Source organism: Streptomyces sp. NBC_00461 (assembly GCF_036013935.1).
In the GTDB taxonomy this organism is placed as follows: domain Bacteria; phylum Actinomycetota; class Actinomycetes; order Streptomycetales; family Streptomycetaceae; genus Streptomyces.
The window spans coordinates 5,018,148-5,038,215 of the sequence record NZ_CP107902.1; the positions used below are offsets into that span (position 1 = coordinate 5,018,148).

The 20,068-nt window shown below is 69.3% G+C and carries 17 protein-coding genes; 9 read left to right on the top strand and 8 right to left on the bottom strand.

All coding sequences use genetic code 11. The features are described from left to right. Window positions 1-320 precede the first annotated feature (320 nt). The 4 genes from OG870_RS23545 to OG870_RS23560 form a co-directional block, all read right to left on the bottom strand. Window positions 321-3,206: a response regulator gene (locus OG870_RS23545; RefSeq protein WP_327691381.1), complete on the bottom strand. Its 2,886-nt coding sequence runs from the start codon at window positions 3,204-3,206 to the stop codon at window positions 321-323. A 316-nt stretch (window positions 3,207-3,522) separates the two neighbouring features. Then, complete coding sequence (locus OG870_RS23550) at window positions 3,523-4,152, bottom strand: hypothetical protein (RefSeq protein ID WP_327691382.1); 630 nt, start codon at window positions 4,150-4,152, stop codon at window positions 3,523-3,525. A gap of 105 nt (window positions 4,153-4,257) precedes the next feature. Continuing rightward, window positions 4,258-4,908, bottom strand: a complete 651-nt coding sequence (locus OG870_RS23555; RefSeq protein ID WP_266517859.1) for a hypothetical protein — start codon at window positions 4,906-4,908, stop codon at window positions 4,258-4,260. A gap of 70 nt (window positions 4,909-4,978) precedes the next feature. Beyond that, the gene (locus OG870_RS23560) at window positions 4,979-5,392 is read right to left on the bottom strand and encodes a hypothetical protein (RefSeq protein WP_266583087.1); all 414 of its coding nucleotides are present in this window, start codon (window positions 5,390-5,392) and stop codon (window positions 4,979-4,981) included. Window positions 5,393-5,744: 352 nt separating this feature from the next. On the opposite strand from OG870_RS23560, the gene OG870_RS23565 reads away from it, so the two are divergent. Beyond that, a complete protein-coding gene (locus tag OG870_RS23565) occupies window positions 5,745-9,464 on the top strand; it encodes an nSTAND1 domain-containing NTPase (RefSeq protein ID WP_327691383.1) in 3,720 nt (1,239 codons plus the stop codon). A gap of 334 nt (window positions 9,465-9,798) precedes the next feature. On the opposite strand, the gene OG870_RS23570 is transcribed toward OG870_RS23565, so the two are convergent. The 3 genes from OG870_RS23570 to OG870_RS23580 all read right to left on the bottom strand — a co-directional run bounded on the left by OG870_RS23570 (window position 9,799) and on the right by OG870_RS23580 (window position 13,072). Next, window positions 9,799-10,668: a serine hydrolase domain-containing protein gene (locus OG870_RS23570; RefSeq protein ID WP_327691384.1), complete on the bottom strand. Its 870-nt coding sequence runs from the start codon at window positions 10,666-10,668 to the stop codon at window positions 9,799-9,801. A gap of 692 nt (window positions 10,669-11,360) precedes the next feature. Next, entirely contained in the window at window positions 11,361-12,032 is a 672-nt protein-coding gene (locus OG870_RS23575; protein WP_266925367.1) for a ScbR family autoregulator-binding transcription factor, read from the bottom strand. Between the two features lie 338 nt (window positions 12,033-12,370). Then, a complete protein-coding gene (locus OG870_RS23580) occupies window positions 12,371-13,072 on the bottom strand; it encodes a DUF5324 family protein (protein WP_266517863.1) in 702 nt (233 codons plus the stop codon). A 363-nt stretch (window positions 13,073-13,435) separates the two neighbouring features. On the opposite strand from OG870_RS23580, the gene OG870_RS23585 reads away from it, so the two are divergent. Continuing rightward, complete coding sequence (locus OG870_RS23585) at window positions 13,436-13,969, top strand: peptidylprolyl isomerase (protein ID WP_266925371.1); 534 nt, start codon at window positions 13,436-13,438, stop codon at window positions 13,967-13,969. Window positions 13,970-14,067: 98 nt separating this feature from the next. Then, on the top strand, window positions 14,068-14,976 hold the full coding sequence (locus OG870_RS23590; protein ID WP_266839356.1) for a rhomboid family intramembrane serine protease: 909 nt from the start codon (window positions 14,068-14,070) through the stop codon (window positions 14,974-14,976). A gap of 281 nt (window positions 14,977-15,257) precedes the next feature. Here the strand turns inward: OG870_RS23590 and crgA are convergent, their stop codons facing one another. Next, on the bottom strand, window positions 15,258-15,512 hold the full coding sequence (crgA, locus tag OG870_RS23595) for a cell division protein CrgA (RefSeq protein WP_266517866.1): 255 nt from the start codon (window positions 15,510-15,512) through the stop codon (window positions 15,258-15,260). Window positions 15,513-15,654: 142 nt separating this feature from the next. Between crgA and OG870_RS23600 the strand changes: the two genes are divergently transcribed. Genes OG870_RS23600 through OG870_RS23625 form a run of 6 tightly spaced genes read left to right on the top strand, consistent with a single transcriptional unit; the run spans window position 15,655 to window position 19,935 of the window. Beyond that, a complete protein-coding gene (locus OG870_RS23600; protein ID WP_266517868.1) occupies window positions 15,655-16,434 on the top strand; it encodes a DUF881 domain-containing protein in 780 nt (259 codons plus the stop codon). Between the two features lie 24 nt (window positions 16,435-16,458). Further along, entirely contained in the window at window positions 16,459-17,151 is a 693-nt protein-coding gene (locus tag OG870_RS23605) for a class E sortase (RefSeq protein WP_266517870.1), read from the top strand. A 53-nt stretch (window positions 17,152-17,204) separates the two neighbouring features. Beyond that, window positions 17,205-17,366 carry a hypothetical protein gene (locus tag OG870_RS23610; protein WP_266517871.1) on the top strand — a complete coding sequence of 54 codons (162 nt, stop codon included), beginning with the start codon at window positions 17,205-17,207 and terminating at the stop codon, window positions 17,364-17,366. Further along, window positions 17,363-18,001 (top strand): aminodeoxychorismate/anthranilate synthase component II, encoded by a 639-nt coding sequence (locus tag OG870_RS23615; RefSeq protein WP_266517873.1) that lies wholly within the window; start codon window positions 17,363-17,365, stop codon window positions 17,999-18,001. The genes OG870_RS23610 and OG870_RS23615 overlap by 4 nt, the downstream gene beginning before the upstream one ends. Beyond that, complete coding sequence (locus OG870_RS23620) at window positions 17,998-19,176, top strand: class E sortase (protein ID WP_266583081.1); 1,179 nt, start codon at window positions 17,998-18,000, stop codon at window positions 19,174-19,176. Before OG870_RS23615 ends, OG870_RS23620 begins: the two co-directional genes overlap by 4 nt. Before the next feature lie 12 nt (window positions 19,177-19,188). Continuing rightward, window positions 19,189-19,935, top strand: a complete 747-nt coding sequence (locus tag OG870_RS23625) for a class E sortase (RefSeq protein ID WP_266517876.1) — start codon at window positions 19,189-19,191, stop codon at window positions 19,933-19,935. Window positions 19,936-20,068: the final 133 nt, after the last annotated feature.

The following is a 20,068-nucleotide window of genomic DNA, read 5'->3' on the forward strand; positions in this document are numbered from 1 at the left end:
GCGTGAGCCGGTCGGCCGCACCGGGCGCCCGTTCCGGGTATGACGCAGCACGCTGTCGCCTTCCCCTCGGTCTGCTCTGCGTCGGCGTGGAGTGCGACGAGGCCTTCGCCCGGCAGCGCTCTCTGCCCAGACCCGGCCGGTATCCGTCGGCCGGCGTCCTGCGCCGGACCCCCGCCCAGGAACTGCCGCGTATCGCGGACATGCCGCACGACCCACCGCGGAGATGCTGCCCGGCCTGCGTGCCCGTCCCGGCGCCTTCGAGGCCGCTCACCACCTGGGCGGTGCATGGCGGCAGCCGGGCGGCGACGGCCGTCCACGGCTCAGGTGCGTAGCTTGTAGCCGAAGCCTCGGACCGTCTCGATGCGGTCGCGGCCGATCTTGTTACGCAGCCGCATCATCTGGACGTCCACGACGTGCGTGTCGCCGGACCAGGCGCAGCCCCAGACTCGCTCCAGGAGGATGTCCCGGGTGAGGACCGTGCCGGGCGAAGCGGCGAATTCCCGCAGCAGCTTCAGCTCGGTCGTGGTCAGGTGGACGGGTTCTCCGTTTCTGTACACCTCCAGTGACAGCGGGCAGTACACCAGGTCCCCGAACCGGACCGCACGGGTGTCGGGCCGCTGGTCCGCGGGGACGGTTCGACGCAGCAGGGCACGGACGCGCGCGACCAGGACCGATCCGTCGACCGGCCTGGCCAGGCAGTCGTCGGCTCCCGCCTCCAGGCACGTCACCACGTCCGCCGGGTCCTCGCGGTCCGAGATCAGCACAATGGGTATCTCGGACTCCTCGCGGATCCGCCCGGCCAGGCTCACCCCGTCCAGGCCCGGCAGCCAGCCCGCGATCACGGCCACGTCCGGGCTCTGCTGACGGAACAGGGTGAGCCCGGCCACGCCGTCGGCGGCGGTACGCACCCGGTAGCCGCGCTCCTCAAGGACGAGCCGGGTGCTCTCCCTGGCCGTCGGGTCGTCGTCGACAAGCAGCACGTCGTATGCGCGGCGTCCATCGTCGGGCGACACCGGCTCGGGGGGTGCTGTGGTAGGCGCGTGCCGTCGCCGTATCAGGTCCGGTGCGGGCTCCCTGGCATCGATAGCACCGCCGACATCGATGCCACCGTCGCATTCGGTGCCACCGTCGTGTGGGGTGTCGGCGTCGGAATCGGTCTCGGCGTCGGTGTTGCCGGCCAGCGCGAAGTCGACGGCCCTGCCGGGGGTGTGGTGCCGGCCGCCTTCCGCGAACGCCTTCCCGTACGACGCCTCGCCCAGCGCACCGATGACAACTCGCTCGCAGCGCGCGTGCTGTTCGGCCATCTGCGGCCCGAACGCGCAGATCGAGCTGCCGGCGTCGTGCCACAGGGCATCCGCCAAACCGAGAAGCCCGGCGGCCCGCTCATGAGCGCCGTCGTCGGCGGTGGCCCAGGCGAGCAGTTCGACCATCCTCGCGACCATCGCGTGGTCGTTGAAGCCACGCATGCTTTCCAGCGCGGATCGGACCAGGGTCTCGGTCGTGTCCCGGTCACCGCGTGCCCAGGCGTCATGGCCCAGCGCCATCAGTACCTGAGCGCGGCCCCACCGCTCCCCACTCGCCTCGGCAGCGGCGGCGAACTGTCCACCGGTCTGTGCCGCCCGCGGGTCCCCGGCGTACGCCTGGACGCAGGCCAGCGCGAGCCGCCAGGATGCCGCCTCGCGCTCGTCACCCAGAGCGGTCATGGCGGCCCAGGCCTCCTCGTAACGGCAGATGCTCTCCTCCGGCCGCCCCCGGTAGTGCGCCGACACCCCGCGCAGACCGCTCACCTGGCTCCGCACCCACGAGTCACCCAGCCGCTCGCCCAGCGCGTCCGCCTCGTCCAGCCAGCAGTCGGCCGTCACCAGGTCACCCTGCGTCTGCGCCACCCAGACGGCGGCAAGGAGCGCACGGGCGCGCTCCGGGCTGGGCTCGGGCGCGGCGGCAAGCGCCCGCTCGAACTGGCGGCGCCCCTCACTGAGTAAGCCGCCCGCGCACCAGTGCCAGCACAAGGCCGCGGCCAGCGCCAGCCGGGGCCGGGGCTCACCGTCGTAGTCCAGGGCGGCCAGCACATTGGCGTGCTCCGCGCGCAGCCGGGCCAGGTTCTCCTCCTGGCCCGGGCCGTACCAGTTCCGGTCGATGCGGCGGGCGAGCGAGAGGTAGAAGTCGCGGTGCCGTCGGCGCAGTTCGTTCTGCTCGCCGGAGGCCGCGAGTCGCTCCCGGCCGTAGTCCCGGATGGTCTCCAGCAGCCGGTAACGCGGCAGACTGTCCATCTCGCAGGCCAGGACGACGGATTGGGTGACCAGCCGGTCCAGGACGTCCAGCACCTCGGCCTCGGCGATCCCTTCCCCGGAGCAGACGCTCTCGGCGGCCTCCAGGCTGAACCCGCCGGCGAAGACGGTCAGGCGGTTCCACAGCAGCCGCTCAACCGGCGCGCACAGCTCGTAGCTCCAGTCGATCATCCCGCGCAGGGTGCGCTGATGAGCCGGTGCCGTCCGGCTGCCGCAGGTGAGCAGCGCCAAGCGGTTCTCCAGCCGGTCCGTCAGCTGTCCTAAGGTCAGCGTGCGCAGCCGGGACGCGGCAAGCTCGATCGCCAGCGGCAGCCCGTCCAGACCGGCGCAGAGGCGTGCGATCTCCGCCTGGTCGGCCTCGTCGCCGTGGAACTGCGGCCGGATGGCGGTGGCCCGGTCCCGTAGCAGTTCCACCGCCTCGTCCTGTGGAAGCGGCGCGAGGGCGAAGACGTGCTCGCCCGTGACGCCCAGGATGTGGCGGCTCGTGGTGAGGATGCGCAGCTCCGGAGCGGCCGACAGGAGCGTCGCGGCCAGCTCGGCGCACGCGTCGATGAGGTGCTCGCAGTTGTCCAGCACCAGCAACGTCCGGCGCCTGGCCAGATAGCCCGCGAGCTGGTCCGTGAAGGACAGGGCTCCGAGGTCGGGCACCCGCAGCGCGCCCGCCGCCGTGGCCGCCACCGCCGATGGATCGGACACCGGGGCGAGGTCCACCAGCCACACCCCGTCCGCAACGGCGTCCCGGGACGCGGCGGCCACCTCCAGCGCCAGCCGCGTCTTGCCCACACCGCCCATGCCCGTGATCGTCACCAACCGCCGCACGCCCAGAAGGCGCTGGATCTCAGCGGTCTCCTGCCGCCTGCCCACAAAACTCGTGATGGCAGCGGGCAGATTCCCGCATTCTGCGATCACCTTGGTCATGCTGTCCCCCGTCTCCCGCACCGGGATCGGAAATTGCCCGGAATTCTTATCAATGTCGTACGGCCGGCTGTGTCCGGCCGTATTGAAGGACTTGCACAGCCCAGGATTTGCGAGGCGGGCTTCCACTGTCTGAGTAGGCGTGGTCCGCCGACAACCGAATGCGGAGCGCATGCTTTTTGACCAAGATCTGCATGAAACGCCCGGCACGCGACCACTCTCCTGCGGGCCCTGCTCGTCCTGACGATTACCGAAGTCCACAGGTGACAGACGATCTCCCGCGGAAGATCACACCCCTGACCGGCGCGACCGGTCCCGGTCAGCCGGAGAGGCGGGGGGTGATTCGCCGGGCCAGCTCCACGAGCCGGTCGGCGCCCTGCGCCTTGTCGCCGGTGTCGGCGAGGGTGAGCACCCAGGTACCGGATCCGGCGCGCCACACCACGTAGGCGACGCTCTGCCGCGGCTGCAGCACCTGGGTGGTCTCGCTGAAGGCGGCCTGCCCCAGCCCGTCGACCTTGGTGACCTTCACGTCGCGCATGCCCGCCGACGCGGGGTCGCGGACCAGCCTGTGCGCGGCGGAGCGTTCGGCGTCGTAGGAGCGGGTGGAGGGGTTGAGGGTCAGCATGGACGCACCGTTGCCGGAGGTGTAGCTGCACGAGTCCGGAGCCGTGCCCTTGTTGGGCGCGACGCGTGGGGCCTGCTTGGGGTCGGTCAGTACCTGGCGGGCGGCGGACTCGTCGAAAACGGTGCACAGCCGGGAGGGTGGCAGGGTCTTGACCGAGGGGGTGACGGTGGGATCGGGCGACACGTTCGTCACCCGGCCGGCACCGCTCGGGGAAGCACTGGCATCGGCGGGGGAAGTGCTGCCTGGGGAGCAGGAGGCCAGCAGACCGCACAGGACGGCGGCGGCCGCGGGCAGGACGGCGCGGGGCAGACGGCGTGGATTCATGAACGGGGTTTCCTTTGCGGTCGGACAGGGCGAGGGCCTGGCCCCCGTGGCTGGTGAGGGCCACGGGGACCAGGCCGGTAGGTGACTCAGCCGGTCACAGGGCCGTCAGCCGTAGACGTTGTACGTGCCGATGTCGTTGACCCTGAGGTTGCTCTGCCATGTGCCGAACTCGTAGTTGCCGTCCCACCAGTACCGCTCCTCGCCCCTGCCGCAGCTGGAGTGGTCGGTACGGAAGGCGCCGACGAAGGTGCCCTTCGTCCAGCGGCGCTCCACGTACTGGATCGGCTGGGCGTACTGCCCCGGCTTCAGGTTCACGAGGAAGTTGAACTTGGTCGTCGTGGACCCGTTGCGCCCGTAGTTGGGGGTGACGCTGGGGAGTATTTTGTTGAGATAGGGGATTGGGTTGTTGACCTGGACGTCGACCGACCACGACCAGCCCGTCGTCTTGTCCTGGCCCCAGGAGTAAGAGCAACTGGGGACGTTCGTGGGGCAGCGGTTGGTGGGGCCGCGCCACACCCAGTCCTGATAGGTGTTGGGCGCCTGGGTCTGAGGCTTAGCCCAGGTGGTGTCGCCCTTGCGGAAGTCGTAGCCGTCCGGCTTCCAGCACCAGGTATCTGCCGAGGCCGTGCCGGGTGAGGCCAGCAGGACGAGCGGGGCGAGACTCAGGCTCAGCGCCGGCGCCAGCCAGCGACGGCGGTTCTTCTTCTTGTTCACTGTGGGCTCTGCCTCGGGGGGCGTCAGAGCGTGGGGACGCACTTGGGTGGCTCCTTGCGGGGAGAGGGTCAACGGGAGAGAGGGGGCCGGTGGTGCGAGCGGCGCACGACGGTCATCGCCCGTAGGCGACGAGCATGTGGTACTGGTCCTGGGTCAGGCTCCAGTCGCCCCTCCAGGCGTCGGTCCGGCTCCATCCCTCGCAGTTCCTGCCGCGGTAGGCCGTCATCGAGAACTGGTCGTTGTTGGAGAACCACACGCTCGGCCAGTAGCTCGTCTTGTGGGGCTCGTTGCCCTGGAGGCACCGCTCCCACCTGTGGCCGTTGGGCTCGGTGACACTGATACGCCAGCTGTACGCGTCCACGTTCTGGTTGACGATCTTGACGCAGGCGGTGAAGACGGGGGAGTTGCAGGCGGGGGAGGGGTAGGGCGCGGCACTGGCCTCACCGGCGGCCAGGGTCAGCGACCCGCCCACCATGGTGGCGACAGCCAGGGCGCCGGCGAGTCTCTTGCGGAGTGAACGGGACATGGCCCCGCTCCCTTCTGTCCGGTTGGTTCGGGCGCAACCGAATCTCCGGGACGGGAGGTTGATCATCCAGACCGGTTCAAGAGGCGAATCAATTCGGCGTTGCTCAATCAATCGATTCGCATCACCTGGGCGGAGCGGATTGATGACGCCTGGTGACGGGTTGCCAAACTCGGCCCGCATCACGGAGAAGCTGATCTGCAGCCCCCTCCGTCGGCCCGTCCACATCTGTCGTTGATCGGCGCCATCCGCCCGTCACCTGCACTTAACGCACCCGTCACGACGCCCCTCGTATGGTCATGGCTTCCGATATCACTCGATGTCGCTTTCGCCGGATGCACGGAGGTACGCGCGCGTGGGGCGTCCAGAACGACCCGTGGACCCGTCGGCCGGGCCTGTCGCGCGGCTCGCGCACGAGCTGCGGCAGCTGCGCAGTGCCGCCGGCAGCCCCTCGTACCGCGCCATGGCCAAGGTGGCCGGCTTCGCCCCGGCAACGCTGTCGCAGGCCGCCGCCGGTGAACGGCTGCCCTCCCTCGCCGTCGTCGAGGCGTACGTACGTGCCTGCGGAGGCGACCCGGCCGCGTGGAGGCCGCGCTGGCAGGAGGCCGAGAGGGAGGTCGAGCAGGAGGCCGGACGGGAGCCGGTCGAGCCCTGGGGGGACGGCCCGGCGCCGTACCGTGGTCTGGCGCGGTTCGAGCCGGACGACCGGCACCTGTTCTTCGGGCGGGACCGGGTGCTGGCCGAGCTGGTGGAGCTGGTGTGCGAGCACCGGTTGGCGGTGCTGTTCGGGCCCTCGGGCAGCGGCAAGTCCTCGCTGCTGCGCGCCGGGCTGGTGCCGCGGCTGCGCGAGACGATCGCCGGGCGTGGGTCCCCGGCCGTGCTGCGGATCCTCACCCCGGGCGCAAGACCCGCCACGACCTACGGTCATCTGCTGAGCCCCGCCGCGGGCGAGCCGGAGAGCTGGGTCGTCGTGGACCAGTTCGAGGAGGTCTTCACCCTCTGCAACGACCCGCAGGAACGTTCCCGCTTCATCGACCTGCTGCTCGCCGCCCGAGCCCCGGACAGCGGTCTGCGCGTGCTCATCGCCGTACGCGCCGACTTCTACGCCCGCTGCGCCGAGCACTGCGGCATCGCGCAGGCCCTGAACGAGGCCGGACTGCTGCTGTGCCCGATGACCTCCGAAGAACTGCGCGAGGCGGTGGTCGGACCGGCGCAGGCCGCCGGGTACCTGGTGGAGCGGACGCTGACCGCGCACCTGGTGAAGGAGGTCCTGGCCGAGCCGGGCGGACTGCCGATGCTCTCGCACGTGCTGCTCGAGACCTGGCGCCGCCGCAAGCGCCGGCTGCTCACCCTCGCCGGGTACGAGGCCGCAGGCGGGCTGCGCGGCGCGATCGCCGCGACCGCCGAGGAGGTGTACGGCGGTCTGCCCCCGGAGCAGGCGCGGGCGGCTCGGCATGTGTTGCTGCGGATGGTCGTACCGGGTCAGGGCACACCTGACACCCGGCGCCCGTCCACCCATGAGGAGCTGTCGCAGTGCCCGGATGCGCAGGTGGTGGTGGAGCGGCTGACCCGCGCCCGGCTGCTGACCGCCGACGAGGACGGGGTGCAGCTGGCCCACGAGGCTCTGATCAGCTGCTGGCCCCGGCTGCACGACTGGATCGAGGAGGACCGCGAGCGGCTGCGCCACCACCGGATGCTCGCCGACGCGGCCCGTGCCTGGCTGGAGCACGACCGCGACCCCGGCGCCCTGTACCGGGGCGTGCGGCTGGCCCGCGCGGAGGAACTGTTCCCGGACCACGCCTCCGACCCGGCGCTGACCGTGCCGGAGCGGGCCTTCCTCACCGCCGCGCTGGAGGCACGCGAGACGGAACGCCTGGCCGCCGCACGGATCAGCCGCCGGCACCGGATGCTCACCGGGTCGCTGTCCGCCGTGCTGGCGCTCGCGCTGCTGACGGCCTTCGCCGTGTGGCGGGAACGCGACGACAACCTGCGCCGGCGCACCCAGGAAGCGGCCCGCCGGGCCGCCGGGGTTGCCGACGCGCTGCGTACGACCGACCCGCGCACCGCGTTGCTGCTCGGTGCGGCCTCCTGGCGGATCGCCGAACTGCCCGAGACCCGCCGGGCACTGCTCGGCTCCCTCGCCCAGCCGGAGTCGGACACCTTCACGGACCCGACGCCCGGTGACACGCCCCAGCGGTTACTCACCGATGCCGGACGCACCCTGGTCAGCGCCGACGGCGCCACCTGGCGGAGCTGGGACGTGGTCACCCACCGCCGCACGGGCGGGGGTCGGCTCCCGCCCGGCATGGTGACGGCGGCCGGCCCGCACGCACGGGCGCTCGCGATATCCGGCGACGACGGAGCACGGTTGTGGGACACGGCCGCCGGCCGGTGGACCGCCGGATCTGCGGTGCTCCCGGCCATCGCCGACGTACGTTTCACCGGCGACGGCCGCGCCTATCTGGCCGCCGACGGGGACCGGCTGCGGCTGGGCTCGGTCGCGGACGGCCGGGTGCTGTTCGAGGCTCGCGTACCGGGCGCGACGGCCACGGCCGTCAGTGCGGACGGCCGGTACGTGGCCGCCTGCCCCGAAGGGCAGGCACTGCGCGTGTGGGACACCGCGGCGGGCCGCCCGCTGACCGGCGCCTGGCAGCAGGACCGGATGTGCCGTGTAGGTGCCGTGCTGGTCGAACTCGGCACCGACCGGGTGGCCGCCGTCACCGCCGACGGGGTCCGCGTCTGGGACATCCGGACCGGCCGCCGCGTCGCCGACCTGGACGAACCCCGGGTGCACCACGTGTCCTTCAGTGCGGACGGCGCCTTCCTGGCTACGGTCGACGGCGCCGAACTACGGGTGTGGAGGCTCGCCGCGCCCGATAGACCCGTCTTCCGGCACTCCCTGAACAACCAGCAGATCAACCGTCCCCCGGCCTTCGCCCCGGACGGCCGCACCCTGCGCTATCTGGAGGGCGGCACCGTCCACACCCTCGACCTCGGCGCCGCCGTCACTCCCGACTGGCGCCCTGTAGCGCAGGCCGACGTGCGGCTCAGCCCGGACGGCCGTACCTACGCCACAGCCGAGCGCAACGGCGACCACTACCTGTTCCGGCTGTGCGACACCGCCGACGGCCGCGTGCTGCGCACGTTACCGCCGGTGCCTGTCCCGGTCTCCGACGACCCCGCGCTGCCGGTTCTCCCGGTCGACATCCTCCCGCTGCTGGTGTTCAGCACGGACGGCACCCGGTTCGGGTACGGCGTCTCGGCGTCCGGACATACGGTGACCGCGCAACCGTTCACCGTGTGGGACGTGCCGCACGATCGGGCCGTGAGCACGCTCGACCTGCCGGGCGCAGCGGTGATCGCGGCTGCCCTCGGCCCGCGGGGCCGCACCCTCCACACCACCCGCATGACAGCCGCCGGCCGCTTTATCAACGAGGTGTGGGACACCGGCACCCGGCGGCGTACGGCGGTGCCGGCCGGCCCGGCCGCCCATGACCTGACGCTCCGCGGCGACGGACGGCTGCTCGCGGGCGTCGGCACCGTGGCCCGGCCGCCGTCCTGGCGGGCGGCCGGGCTGGACCTGGTCCAGGGCAGCCCGCTCGGCACGCTGGCCTTCGCCCCCGACGGCTCACGGCTGGCGGCCGGCGACCAGACCGGCCGGGTCACCCTGTGGGACGGCGAGCTGCGCCACCGCACCGGCGTACTGCGCAACGTCTTCCCGCCCCCGCTCGACGGCCACCCCGGGCCGGAGGCGGTGACAGCCCTCGCGTTCAGCCCCGACGGGCGCACCCTGGCGGTCGGCGGGGACGGTGGCGGCCTGCAACTGTGGGACGTGCCTACCGGGCAGCCGCTCGGCGGACTGCTCACCACCCCCGGAGAGGCCGTGTACACACTCGCGTTCGGCCCCGACGGCACCACCCTGTACGCGGGCAGCGCCCACGTGCCGCTCCAGCGGTACGACATCGACCCCGCACATGCCCTGAGCCGGGTGTGCGCCCGTGCGGGCGGGGCCGGGCCGAGCCGAGCCCAATGGCGAACGTACGTGCCGGACGCCCCGTACCGGCGGGTGTGCTGAGCGCAGGGGACAAGGTGCCCATGGCGGAGACGAAAGGCCGCCCGCGTCTCCGGCGCCGAGACCTGGACCTCGGGCGTGCCTGGTCGCCGGCCGGGAAGAACTCCCGGCTGACGCCGTCCTCGTCGAAGCCGCTCATGGGGCCGGCGGCCAGGCCGCGACGCTGTTCTTCTCCTCGCGTTCAGTCAGGACCTGGAAGAGAACTGTCTCGGGGAACATCGGTACAGCCGTGGTCTGGAGCTGCGATTCTCCGTGTCCGCGTGGACCTGGAGCTGTTCGCGGAGGCCGACTGCCTCGGGGGGGAGCGGTTTCCCGCGTCGGCGAAGAGGGACGGGCTTCAGTGGCGCAGGTTGTGGGAGAGGTCCAGCATGGCGTCGATGGTTTCCTGCTCGTCTTGTTCCGTGCCGTGGTCGCTGAGCTTCACGATCACTGTGCGCTCGGCCGGATTGACGTAGATGTACTGGCCGTAGACGCCTACCGCGCTGAAGTCGCCCGTGGCGCCGCTGGGATGCCACCACTGGGCGGAGTAGCTCCATCCGTTGGACATCGTCACCGCGGGGGTGCTCAGGCGGTCGATCCAGGCTTGGGGGACGATCTGGCGGTCGCCGGCCCGGCCGTTGTCGAGGACGAGCTGTCCTATCTTGGCGAAGTCGCGGGCCGTGGCGTTCAGGCAGCAGAAGGACTTCTCCGTCCCGCCCTCGCGGTCCAGGTTCCAGGTGGCGTCGTCTTCGGCGCCCATCGGTTGCCAGATGCGCTCCTGGAGCAGCGCCGCCACGGACTTGCCCTCCACACGGTGCAGGATCTGGCCCAGGAGCTGGGTGTCCACGCTGCGGTACTCGCCCTTGCTGCCCGGGGTGAAGCGCAGGGCGCGGTTGTCCTTGACGAAGTTCGGCAGGTCGGTGGTGAGGTACATCCGCGGGGTGCCGGTCATGGGTATGCCGCTGTAGTCCTCGCTCACGTCGATGCCGCTGCTCATGTCCAGCAGGTGGCGCACGGTGATCTTGTCGTAGGCGCCGTCCTTCGAGATCACGGACTTCGCGGTGGACCAGGACCCGTGACGGGTCTGGGCGTCGACGCCGTCGCGGTACCACTCGTGGGCCAGGTGGCCGTCGCGCAGGACGAGGAAGGCGTTGGTGTGGGTGTCCGTCAGGAATTGCCGGGTGTCCTTGCGTCCGTCCTTCCAGGGCACCGTGGCCGGCAGTGCCACCGGGGCCTTCCGCCGCGGTGCCGGCTTGGCGGACGCGGACACAGTACGGGCCGGGAAGAGGGCGCCTTGCTGCGAGGGCGGGGTGTTCGCCAGACGGATGGTCTGATCGGGTCGGGCTACCTATCGGCTCTGGGTGCGATATCTGGCGGGTACGACCCGGCTGCGGGCGGGCTCAAACCACGGTGACCACGATCAAGCACGTCCCGCTGAAGCCGCAGCGGGGCCTTGCGTCACCTTCTCCAGCGATTTGCTTCGGAATGCATCGATGGGGGCGCGCGAGAGCCCGGGACTCGGCGGCATTTGGCCCCTTACGGAGAGTCGGCAATCGCGACTGCAACGACTACCTGCCCCGTGCTGACACGTCAGCACGGGACCTGGACCGAGCAGGATCGAGCAGGATGTAGGGGGATGGAAACGGGAGTCTTTGTCCCGGTTCTCTGGCAAAGCCGCAGGTCAGGAAGATAGCAATTTCGAGTTCGACTCCCCTAGGCTCCACATCGAAAAGCCCCTCCTACCTGTGGAAACACGGGTAGGAGGGGCTTTTTGCGGCCCGCCGACAGCACACCGGTCGCTCACCGGACAGTGACGATCGAGGGTGTGATCCGCAGTGTCTGTCTGTTCCGCCTGCCTGCACTGCCTGCTCGCTGGGCGCCCGAGCCGGGGTGATTTTGGCGAGTGGTGGACGGGCGTCCTCAGCCGGTGCCGGCTCCGGCGCCCACCTCGGCCTCGGTTCGGGCGTCGTCCCGGGTGGTCGTGGTCGCCGGGTCGGTGACGCCCTCCGGGCGTAGGCGGACGATGGTGGCCGGATGGGCGATGGACGGCAGGATGTGACGCCACATCACGGCCACGCGCCCGTGCAGGTCGGTCCGTCGGTTGATGGCCTCGGACACCAACTGGACGCCGGTGAAGGTGGCGACGACGAACTCGGCCGTCTCCCTGGGCACGACCTGGGGGAGTACCTCGCCCTGCTTCTGCCCCTCGGCCAGCAGCCGGGTGGTGAGGTCGAACCAATCGCCCCATGGATGGGTGCCGTTGAAGAAGACGCCCTCTATGGACAGTCGTGTCCCCGCTCTCGCGAGGGCGTCGTGGCGCAGCCCGTGGGCGAACTGGTGCGTGATGTCGATGATCGACTGCAGGGGGGAGAGTCGGGGTTCCACAGTCACCAGGCCGGTCTGCTCGTCCATGATCGCCTGGGCGAGCGACTCCTTGGACGGGAAGTGGAAGTACATCGCGCCCTTGGTGACGTTCGCACGACGCAGGATCTCCGAGGTGGCCGCGCGTTCGTAGCCGTACTCGGCGAACACACTCGCCGCGGCTTCCACGATCGAGCGCCGGGTCTGCAGCGCGCGAGCCTGCTTGGCCATTTCTTCCCCTCCGACGCGTGCTTTCTCCATCAACTCTAGCGAACCACCCGGTCTGTTTCCGTAAGGCCTTCCTGCGGTGGGCCAGGGGGATTACCGCCTCTCCCAGCCTCAGGCTCCACCTGGGGTGATGTGGGCCATATGGCGCGTGCCACAGTTTTTCGGAGCAAAAGAAACCGATCAGTCTGTTTTCCGCCCGGCTGATACGCGAGACAACAGGTCTGCTTGCGAGGCCAGCGGCGGCTGTCGACTGTCGGCTGTCTTGTTTCACGTGAAACACAGCGGTGGGGCGGGAGACCCTCAAGTCTCCCGCCCCACCGTGCAGTTAGGCACGCAGGACCTCACCGGCCGTCGTCGCGCTGCGCGGCCTCTTCCTCGGCCTGCTTGGCCTGTACCTCCGGGTCGAGCACCGACTGACCGCTGCCGTCCACAGACGTCAGGCGGCTCGACTCCGGAACCTCCGTCGCGGCGGGCGGTTCGACCAGCCAGTCCGGGTTGGCCTGCTTGTCCCACCACTTCCAGGCGGCGAAGGCGCCGCCGGCGAGCGCGCCGACCACCAGCAGCACCTTCGCGGCACGGCCGGCCCGCGCTCGCCGCTCGTGCTTGCGCACCAGTTTCTGGATCTCCTTGGGCGAGACCTGACCGCGCAGGGCGGCCAGCGCGGCGACACCGCGCGCGGTGGCCTCGTCCTTGACGGGGCCGGTCGCGGCCACGGCCTGCTCCAGCCTCGGCCGGGAATAGTCGGCGGCCTGCCGTGCGGCCTGCCGGGTACGGATAGCAGCCTCATGGGCGGCCTGGTCGACCTTCGGCGGAACGTACGTAAGGGCCTGCTCCAGGCGCGGCATGACATGCGCGTCGTACTGGACGCGGGCCTGATCGGCGGCCTGCGACACCTTCGGCGCGAGCCGTACGCGTGCCTCGTGTGCGTAGTGCGAGGCCCTGTCCTTGGCCGTGTCGGCGTAGGGCGCCACCACTTCCGCGGCGTGCAGCACGCTGTCCTTCGCCGAACCGGTCGCGGCGCGCACGCTGTCGATGCGGGTCACGGGTTTCCTCCTCCTCGGTGGCGTACGGTATTTCGACTTTCCACCCTTTTACGGATCATGCCTGTCAACAGACCCCGGGGCATGTGAGGGCGGGCATCCGGGTCATGCATACCGACTCCGAACCATCTCCGATCAAGATCTGATCAAGTGCCGATCAAGTCCAATAGAGGATGAATACGGGGCAACAGGCGCTTGTCGTCGACAATGCCACGGATCGCCGCCGAGCGCCCCCGGCCCGGACGTACTCGCCGGGTTTTCTGCGAACGACTTCCCCCTATACGCACTCATAGGCAGGCGCCAGGGGACGGGCCGCGCGGACCATGCAAGGATCGGGAACCACAGGAAGACAACGGAAGGCACATCGTGGCTGAGCAGCTTTACGCCACCCTGAAGACCAACAACGGCGACATCGACATCCGGCTTCTGCCGAACCACGCGCCCAAGACGGTCCGAAACTTTGTCGAGCTCGCCACGGGCGAGCGTGAGTGGGTCAACCCCGAGACGGGTCGCAAGTCCACGGACAGGCTCTACGACGGCACGGTCTTCCACCGGGTGATCAGCGGATTCATGATCCAGGGCGGGGACCCGCTGGGCAACGGCACCGGCGGCCCCGGCTACCAGTTCGCGGACGAGTTCCACCCCGAGCTCTCCTTCAACAAGCCCTACCTGCTGGCCATGGCCAACGCGGGTCCGGGCACCAACGGCTCGCAGTTCTTCATCACCGTGTCCCCCGCGACGCATTTGAACCGCAAGCACACGATCTTCGGTGAGGTCACCGACGCCGCGAGCCAGAAGGTGATCGACGCCATCGCCACGGCCCAGACCAACCCGCGCACCGACCGCCCGCTCAACGACATCGTCATCGAGTCGGTCGTCGTCGAGACCCGCCAGGGCTGACAGCCCGCACGGCAGGAACCAAACGCCCCGCCCATCCGTAAAGATGAGCGGGGCGGTGCTTTTGCGCGCGGCCCTCGTACGACGACCTAGGGGAACTCATGGACCAGGCGCCAGGCAGCCCACAGGGCCCGGAGGACCAGGGACCCCCGCATGCCCAGAGCGTGCCCGGCTGCTATCGCCACCCCGACCGCGAGACCGGCATCCGCTGCACCCGCTGCGATCGCCCGATCTGCCCCGAGTGCATGGTCAACGCCTCGGTCGGCTTCCAGTGCCCCGAATGCGCCCGCGGCGACTCCGGCACCGGACACCCGCCGGCCGCCTCCCGCCCGCGCACCCTCGCGGGCGGCAGCGTCACCGCCGACCCACGCCTGCTCACCAAGATCCTCATCGGGATCAACATCGCGGTCTTCATCGCTGTGCACGTGCGCAGTTCGCTGCTGGACCACCTCGTCCTCATCGGCGAATGGCCGCCTGCCCCGTTCAACGCCACCCAGGGCGTCGCCGAAGGCGAGTGGTACCGCCTGGTGACCTCGATGTTCACGCATCAGGAGATCTGGCACATCGGCTTCAACATGCTCAGTCTGTGGTGGCTCGGCGGTCCCCTCGAAGCGGCCCTGGGCCGTGCCCGCTACCTCTCGCTCTACTTCGTCTCGGGCCTGGCCGGCAGCACCCTGGCCTATCTGCTGGCCTCACCGACCACGGCCACGCTCGGTGCCTCCGGCGCGATCTTCGGCTTGTTCGGGGCCACCGCGGTCCTCATGCGCCGGCTCAACTACGACCTGCGGCCGATCATCGCGCTGCTGGTGATCAACCTGATCTTCACGTTCGGCATGAACAACATCTCCTGGCAGGCCCACATCGGCGGCCTCGTCGCCGGCCTGATCACGGGCTACGGGATGGTGCACGCCCCGCGGAAACACCGCGCCCTGGTGCAGTACGGCACCTGCGCGCTCGTCCTGGTCGTTGTCGTGGTCCTGACCCTGGTCAGGACGGCTCAGCTCACCTGACGTACCCGGTTGTCCACAGCGGGTGGCGAATCTTGTGCACGAGGTGTGGGAACAGCTGTGCCCCCTGTCACTGACCTGTGTTTCCGCAGGTCAGGCAGGGGGCGAACAAGCTTGCGAAGAGTGTTGGGATGGTCGTACCAGCGTCAACGCCCGACTGGTTATCCACAGATCGTCGTTCTTTATCCCCAGGGCCCTTGTGGATATTTCTCTGGGCTGTGGATAACTCAGTGGATAGCCCTGGGCAGAGCTATGTTCACCGAGGTGTCGCTCTTACGCAGGGCTTACTTCCACTGGGTGGACACACCGAATCCAGCGGCGATGAAGCCGAAGCCCACCACGATGTTCCAGTTGTCCAGCTGGTCGATGGGCAGTGAGCCGTCCGTGACATAGAAGACGACGATCCAGGCCAGCCCGATGAGGAACATGGCCAGCATCACTGGTGCGACCCAGGTGCGGCTGTTCAGCTTGATGCTGGTCGCCTGCTTCGCCGGCGGTGGCGTGTAGTCGGCCTTCTTGCGGATACGTGACTTCGGCACGAGGGTCTCTCCTGTCGATGCGCTGCGTGGCCGCGCAGGGAACTGTGGCTGGCTCCGGAGCAGCGTACAAGGGGACTCTTAGCGCTCCCCCGGGCGTCCGTTAGCGTAGTGCTTCCGCGGCGCCGAAGGAGATAAGGGTACGTTGAGCAATTCTGCCGACTCCCCCCAGGCCGGATCCAGCCCTGACCGCAGACGGGGTTTCCGGCCCGTACGGGTGCTCACGGTGGCCGTCTTCGCCCTCGCGGGGCTCATTTTCTTCACCAGTTTCAATACGGCCAAGGGCACCAACATCCGCACGGACGCGTCCTTGCTGAAGCTTTCCGACCTCATCCAGGAGCGCAGCCGCAAGAACGGCGAACTGGACGAGTCCAACGGCTCGCTCCGTGACCAGGTCGAGTCCTTCGCCGAGCGCGACGACGGCAGCACCGCGGCGGAGGACAAGAAGCTCGCCGGCCTGGAGAAGAACGCGGGCACGCAGAAGCTGAAGGGCGAGGCGATGACCGTCACGCTCAACGACGCCCCGCCGGACGCCACCGCCAAGCTTCCCGGCTATCCCGAGCCGCAGCCCGACTACCTGGTCATTCACCAGCAGGACCTGCAGGCGGTGGTGAACGCCCTGTGGCAGGGCGGCGCCAAGGGCATCAAGGTGATGGACCAGCGGCTGATCTCCACCAGCGCCGTGCGCTGCGTGGGCAACACCCTGATCCTCCAGGGCCGCGTGTACTCGCCGCCGTACAAGATCACGGCGGTCGGTGACCCCGACAAGCTGAACCAGGCGCTCTCGGCCTCGAAGGCGATCCAGAACTACATGGTCTACGTGAATGTGTACGGCCTCGGCTGGAAAGTCACTCAGGACGGGACGGTGACTCTGCCCGGCTACTCGGGCACAGTGGATCTGCACTACGCCCAGCCCGTGGAGTGAACTGAGCCGTTTCGGGAGCTGCCGGTGCGCGTCGTCGTCAGGACCGTCAGCGAACTCTGCATCACCGTGGGCACGTTGATTGTCCTCTTCGTCGTCTATGTACTGTTCTGGACCGGTGTGCGGGCGGACGGCGCGATGAACCACCAGATCGACGTCCTCCAGGGCCAGTGGGCGAAGCAGACGGCACATCCCACGGCGACGGCTGCGCCCGGTACGCCGGCCAGTCCCCCGAAGCCGGCGCCGTACGTCGCGGGCAAGCCCTTCGCGATCATGTACATCCCGCGGCTTGGTTTCACGTGGAACAAGCCCGTGCTCGAGAACACCGCCGTGAGCACGCTGAAGAACGGGCTGGGCCACTACGCGAACACCGCCCAGCTGGGCCAGGAGGGCAACTTCGCGGTCGCCGGGCACCGGCGCACGTACGGCGATCCGTTGGTGGACTTCCCCAGGCTGCGGCCCGGTGACGCGGTGGTGCTGACCGACGGGACCACCTGGTTCACGTATCGGATCGACAAAGGGCCCTACAAAACCGTACCGACGGACGTTGAGGTGATCGACCCTGTGCCACGTAAGTCGGGGTATACGCAGGAGGGCCGCTATCTGACGCTGACCACGTGCGATCCGGAGTGGGGGCACAGCCACCGGCTGATCGTGTGGGCGCACCTGGATTCCACACAGCCTGCGGAGGCCGGGAAACCAGCGGCGCTACGCCGTTAGTCTGGTGCGGGTACGGCGTGAGTCCGGTGCCGTGGTGAAACGGAAGGGACGGCATGTACGGCTGGATCTGGCGGCATCTGCCGGGGAACGTGTGGGTGAAGGCGCTGATCTCGCTCGCGCTCGCCCTGCTGGTGGTCTATGTCCTCTTCCAGTACGTCTTCCCGTGGGCCGAGCCGCTGCTGCCCTTCAACGATGTGACGGTGGACAACCAGTGAGTGCACGGATTCTCGTCGTCGACAACTACGACAGCTTCGTCTTCAACCTCGTCCAGTACCTGTACCAGCTGGGTGCCGAGTGCGAGGTGCTGCGCAACGACGAGGTGTCGACGTCGCACGCCCAGGACGGCTTCGACGGTGTGCTGCTCTCACCGGGCCCGGGTACGCCTCAGGAGGCGGGCGTCTGCATCGAGATGGTGCGGCACTGCGCCGCGACCTCGGTGCCGGTCTTCGGCGTCTGCCTCGGCATGCAGTCGATGCAGGTGGCGTACGGCGGTGTGGTGGATCGTGCGCCCGAGTTGCTGCACGGCAAGACCTCGCTGGTGGAGCACGGGGGCAGGGGCGTCTTCGCCGGGCTGCCCTCGCCGTTCACGGCGACGCGCTACCACTCGCTGGCCGCGGAGCCGGCGACGGTGCCGGCCGAGCTGGAGGTGACCGCCCGCACGCACGACGGGATCATCATGGGGCTGCGGCACCGTGAACTCCCGGTCGAGGGCGTGCAGTTCCACCCCGAGTCGGTGCTGACCGAGCACGGCCACCGGATGCTGGCCAACTGGCTGGTGGAGTGCGGCGACCAGGGTGCCGTGGCGAGGTCGACGGGGCTCGCCCCGGTGGTGGGCAGGGCCACGGCGTGACCGCGCTGCGCCCCGAGCGCGAGTCCGGCGCCTCGTACGGGCAGGAGCCGTACGAGGCGTACGAGGCGTCCGGTGCGTTCGAGGCGTCCGGTGCGTCCGGTGCGTTCGAGGAGTGGGGCGCCGATCCGGCGGGGCGGCACGGGGCGTACGCGGCGCAGGAGCAGCCGTACGCATCCCCCGCCGATGAGCCGTACCTACCGCCCGCCGAGCCGCAGCAGTTCCTGCCGCCGATCGACGACGAGACGGTGGCGCTGCGGATACCGGATCCGCCGCCGGGCGGCTCCATAACGCCCTCTGGCGCCTCAACTGCCGCTGCTGCCACAGGAACCACTCCGGGCGGCCGAGCGGCCCGCAGAAAGGCCGCCAAGCGCCGTCACGGGCGCCATGGGGGCACTCGTACGACGTCGGAGGCTTCGGAGGAAGGCGCCGAGGAGGTGTCCGCCGATGCTGCCCGGGCGCCGCTGTCGCGCGTGGAGGCCCGTCGGCAGGCACGCGCGCGCAAGGCGAGCCCGGCCGTCGTCGCGAGCCGCGCGATAGGCGAGGTGTTCATCACCACCGGCGTACTGATGCTGCTGTTCGTCACCTATCAGCTGTGGTGGACGAATGTCCGGGCACATGCGGCCGCGGACAAGGAGACCAGCACCCTCCAGAACGACTGGGCCACCGGCAAGGGCGCCCCGGGCACCTTCGAACCGGGCCAGGGCTTCGCGATCCTCCACATCCCCGAGCTGGACGTGGTCGTGCCGATCGCCGAGGGCGTCAGCAACAAGAAGGTGCTCGACAAGGGCATGGTCGGCCACTACAGCGAGGGCAGGCTGAAGACGGCGATGCCCGGCGCGAAGACCGGCAACTTCGCGCTCGCCGGGCACCGGAACACGCACGGTGAGCCTTTCCGGTACATCAACAAGCTCAAGAAGGGCGACGAGGTCGTCGTCGAGACACAGGACAAGTACTACGTGTACAAGATGACGTCGACGCTGCCGGTGACGTCGCCGAGCAACACCAGCGTGATCGGTCCCGTGCCGCCGCAGTCGGGTTTCACGAAGCCGGGCCGGTACATCACGCTGACAACCTGTACTCCGGAGTTCACCAGTAAGTACCGGTTGATCGTCTGGGGCAAGATGGTTGAGGAACGGCCGCGCAGCAAGGGCAAGCCGGATGCGCTCGTCGAGTAGGGGCGAATGAAAGTGGCAGCGACCACCGACGACACTCAGGGACACGCGGACACGTCGGGGCCGCCCGCGGCGCGGCGCAGGACCCCCGGCCGTATCGCGATGGCGGTGAGTGTCTTCGGCGAACTCCTCATCACGGCGGGCCTGGTGCTCGGCCTGTTCGTCGTCTACTCCCTTTGGTGGACGAATGTCGTCGCCGACCGTGCGGCGAACAAACAGGGCAACAAGGTCCGCGACACCTGGGCCCACCAGGACACCGGACCCGGCGCGCTGAACACCAGGAACGGCATCGGCTTCCTGCACGTCCCCGCCATGAGGAACGGGGAGGTCCTGGTCGAGAAGGGCACCTCGACGAATGTCCTCAACGACGGTGTGGCCGGCTACTACACGGACCCGATCAAGGCGATGCTCCCGACGACCGGCAAGAAGGGCAACTTCACGCTGGCCGCCCACCGGGACGGCCACGGCGCGAAGTTCCACAACATCGACAAGGTGAAGGTCGGCGATCCGATCGTCTTCGAGACGAAGGACAAGTGGTACGTCTACAAGGTGTACGACATCCTCGACGAAACCTCGAAGTACAACGTGAAGGTCCTGTCGCAGGTCCCGAAGGAGTCGGGGAAGAAGAAGGCCGGGCACTACATCACGCTGACGACGTGCACGCCGGTGTACACCTCGCGGTACCGGTATGTGGTGTGGGGGGAGTTGGCGCGGGTGGAGAAGGTGGACGGTAAGCGGACGCCGCCGAAGGAACTTCGGTGAGCCAACTCCTTGCGGGACGTCGTCTCCTCCCTCAATGACGTCCCGAGAGATTATTTTCGGCCAGGCAGCAAGGTCGGCGATCGGGACCCTAGTCCGCGCACAAATGGACGGTCCTGGGGGCTTGGATCGTCTC

Coding starts and splice junctions, on each gene's coding strand:
- OG870_RS23545 (WP_327691381.1), bottom strand. CDS start 3,206: ATGACCAAGGTGATCGCAGAATGCGGGAATCTGCCCGCTGCCATCACG.
- OG870_RS23550 (WP_327691382.1), bottom strand. CDS start 4,152: ATGAATCCACGCCGTCTGCCCCGCGCCGTCCTGCCCGCGGCCGCCGCC.
- OG870_RS23560 (WP_266583087.1), bottom strand. CDS start 5,392: ATGTCCCGTTCACTCCGCAAGAGACTCGCCGGCGCCCTGGCTGTCGCC.
- OG870_RS23575 (WP_266925367.1), bottom strand. CDS start 12,032: ATGGCCAAGCAGGCTCGCGCGCTGCAGACCCGGCGCTCGATCGTGGAA.
- OG870_RS23590 (WP_266839356.1), top strand. CDS start 14,068: ATGGACCAGGCGCCAGGCAGCCCACAGGGCCCGGAGGACCAGGGACCC.
- OG870_RS23610 (WP_266517871.1), top strand. CDS start 17,205: ATGTACGGCTGGATCTGGCGGCATCTGCCGGGGAACGTGTGGGTGAAG.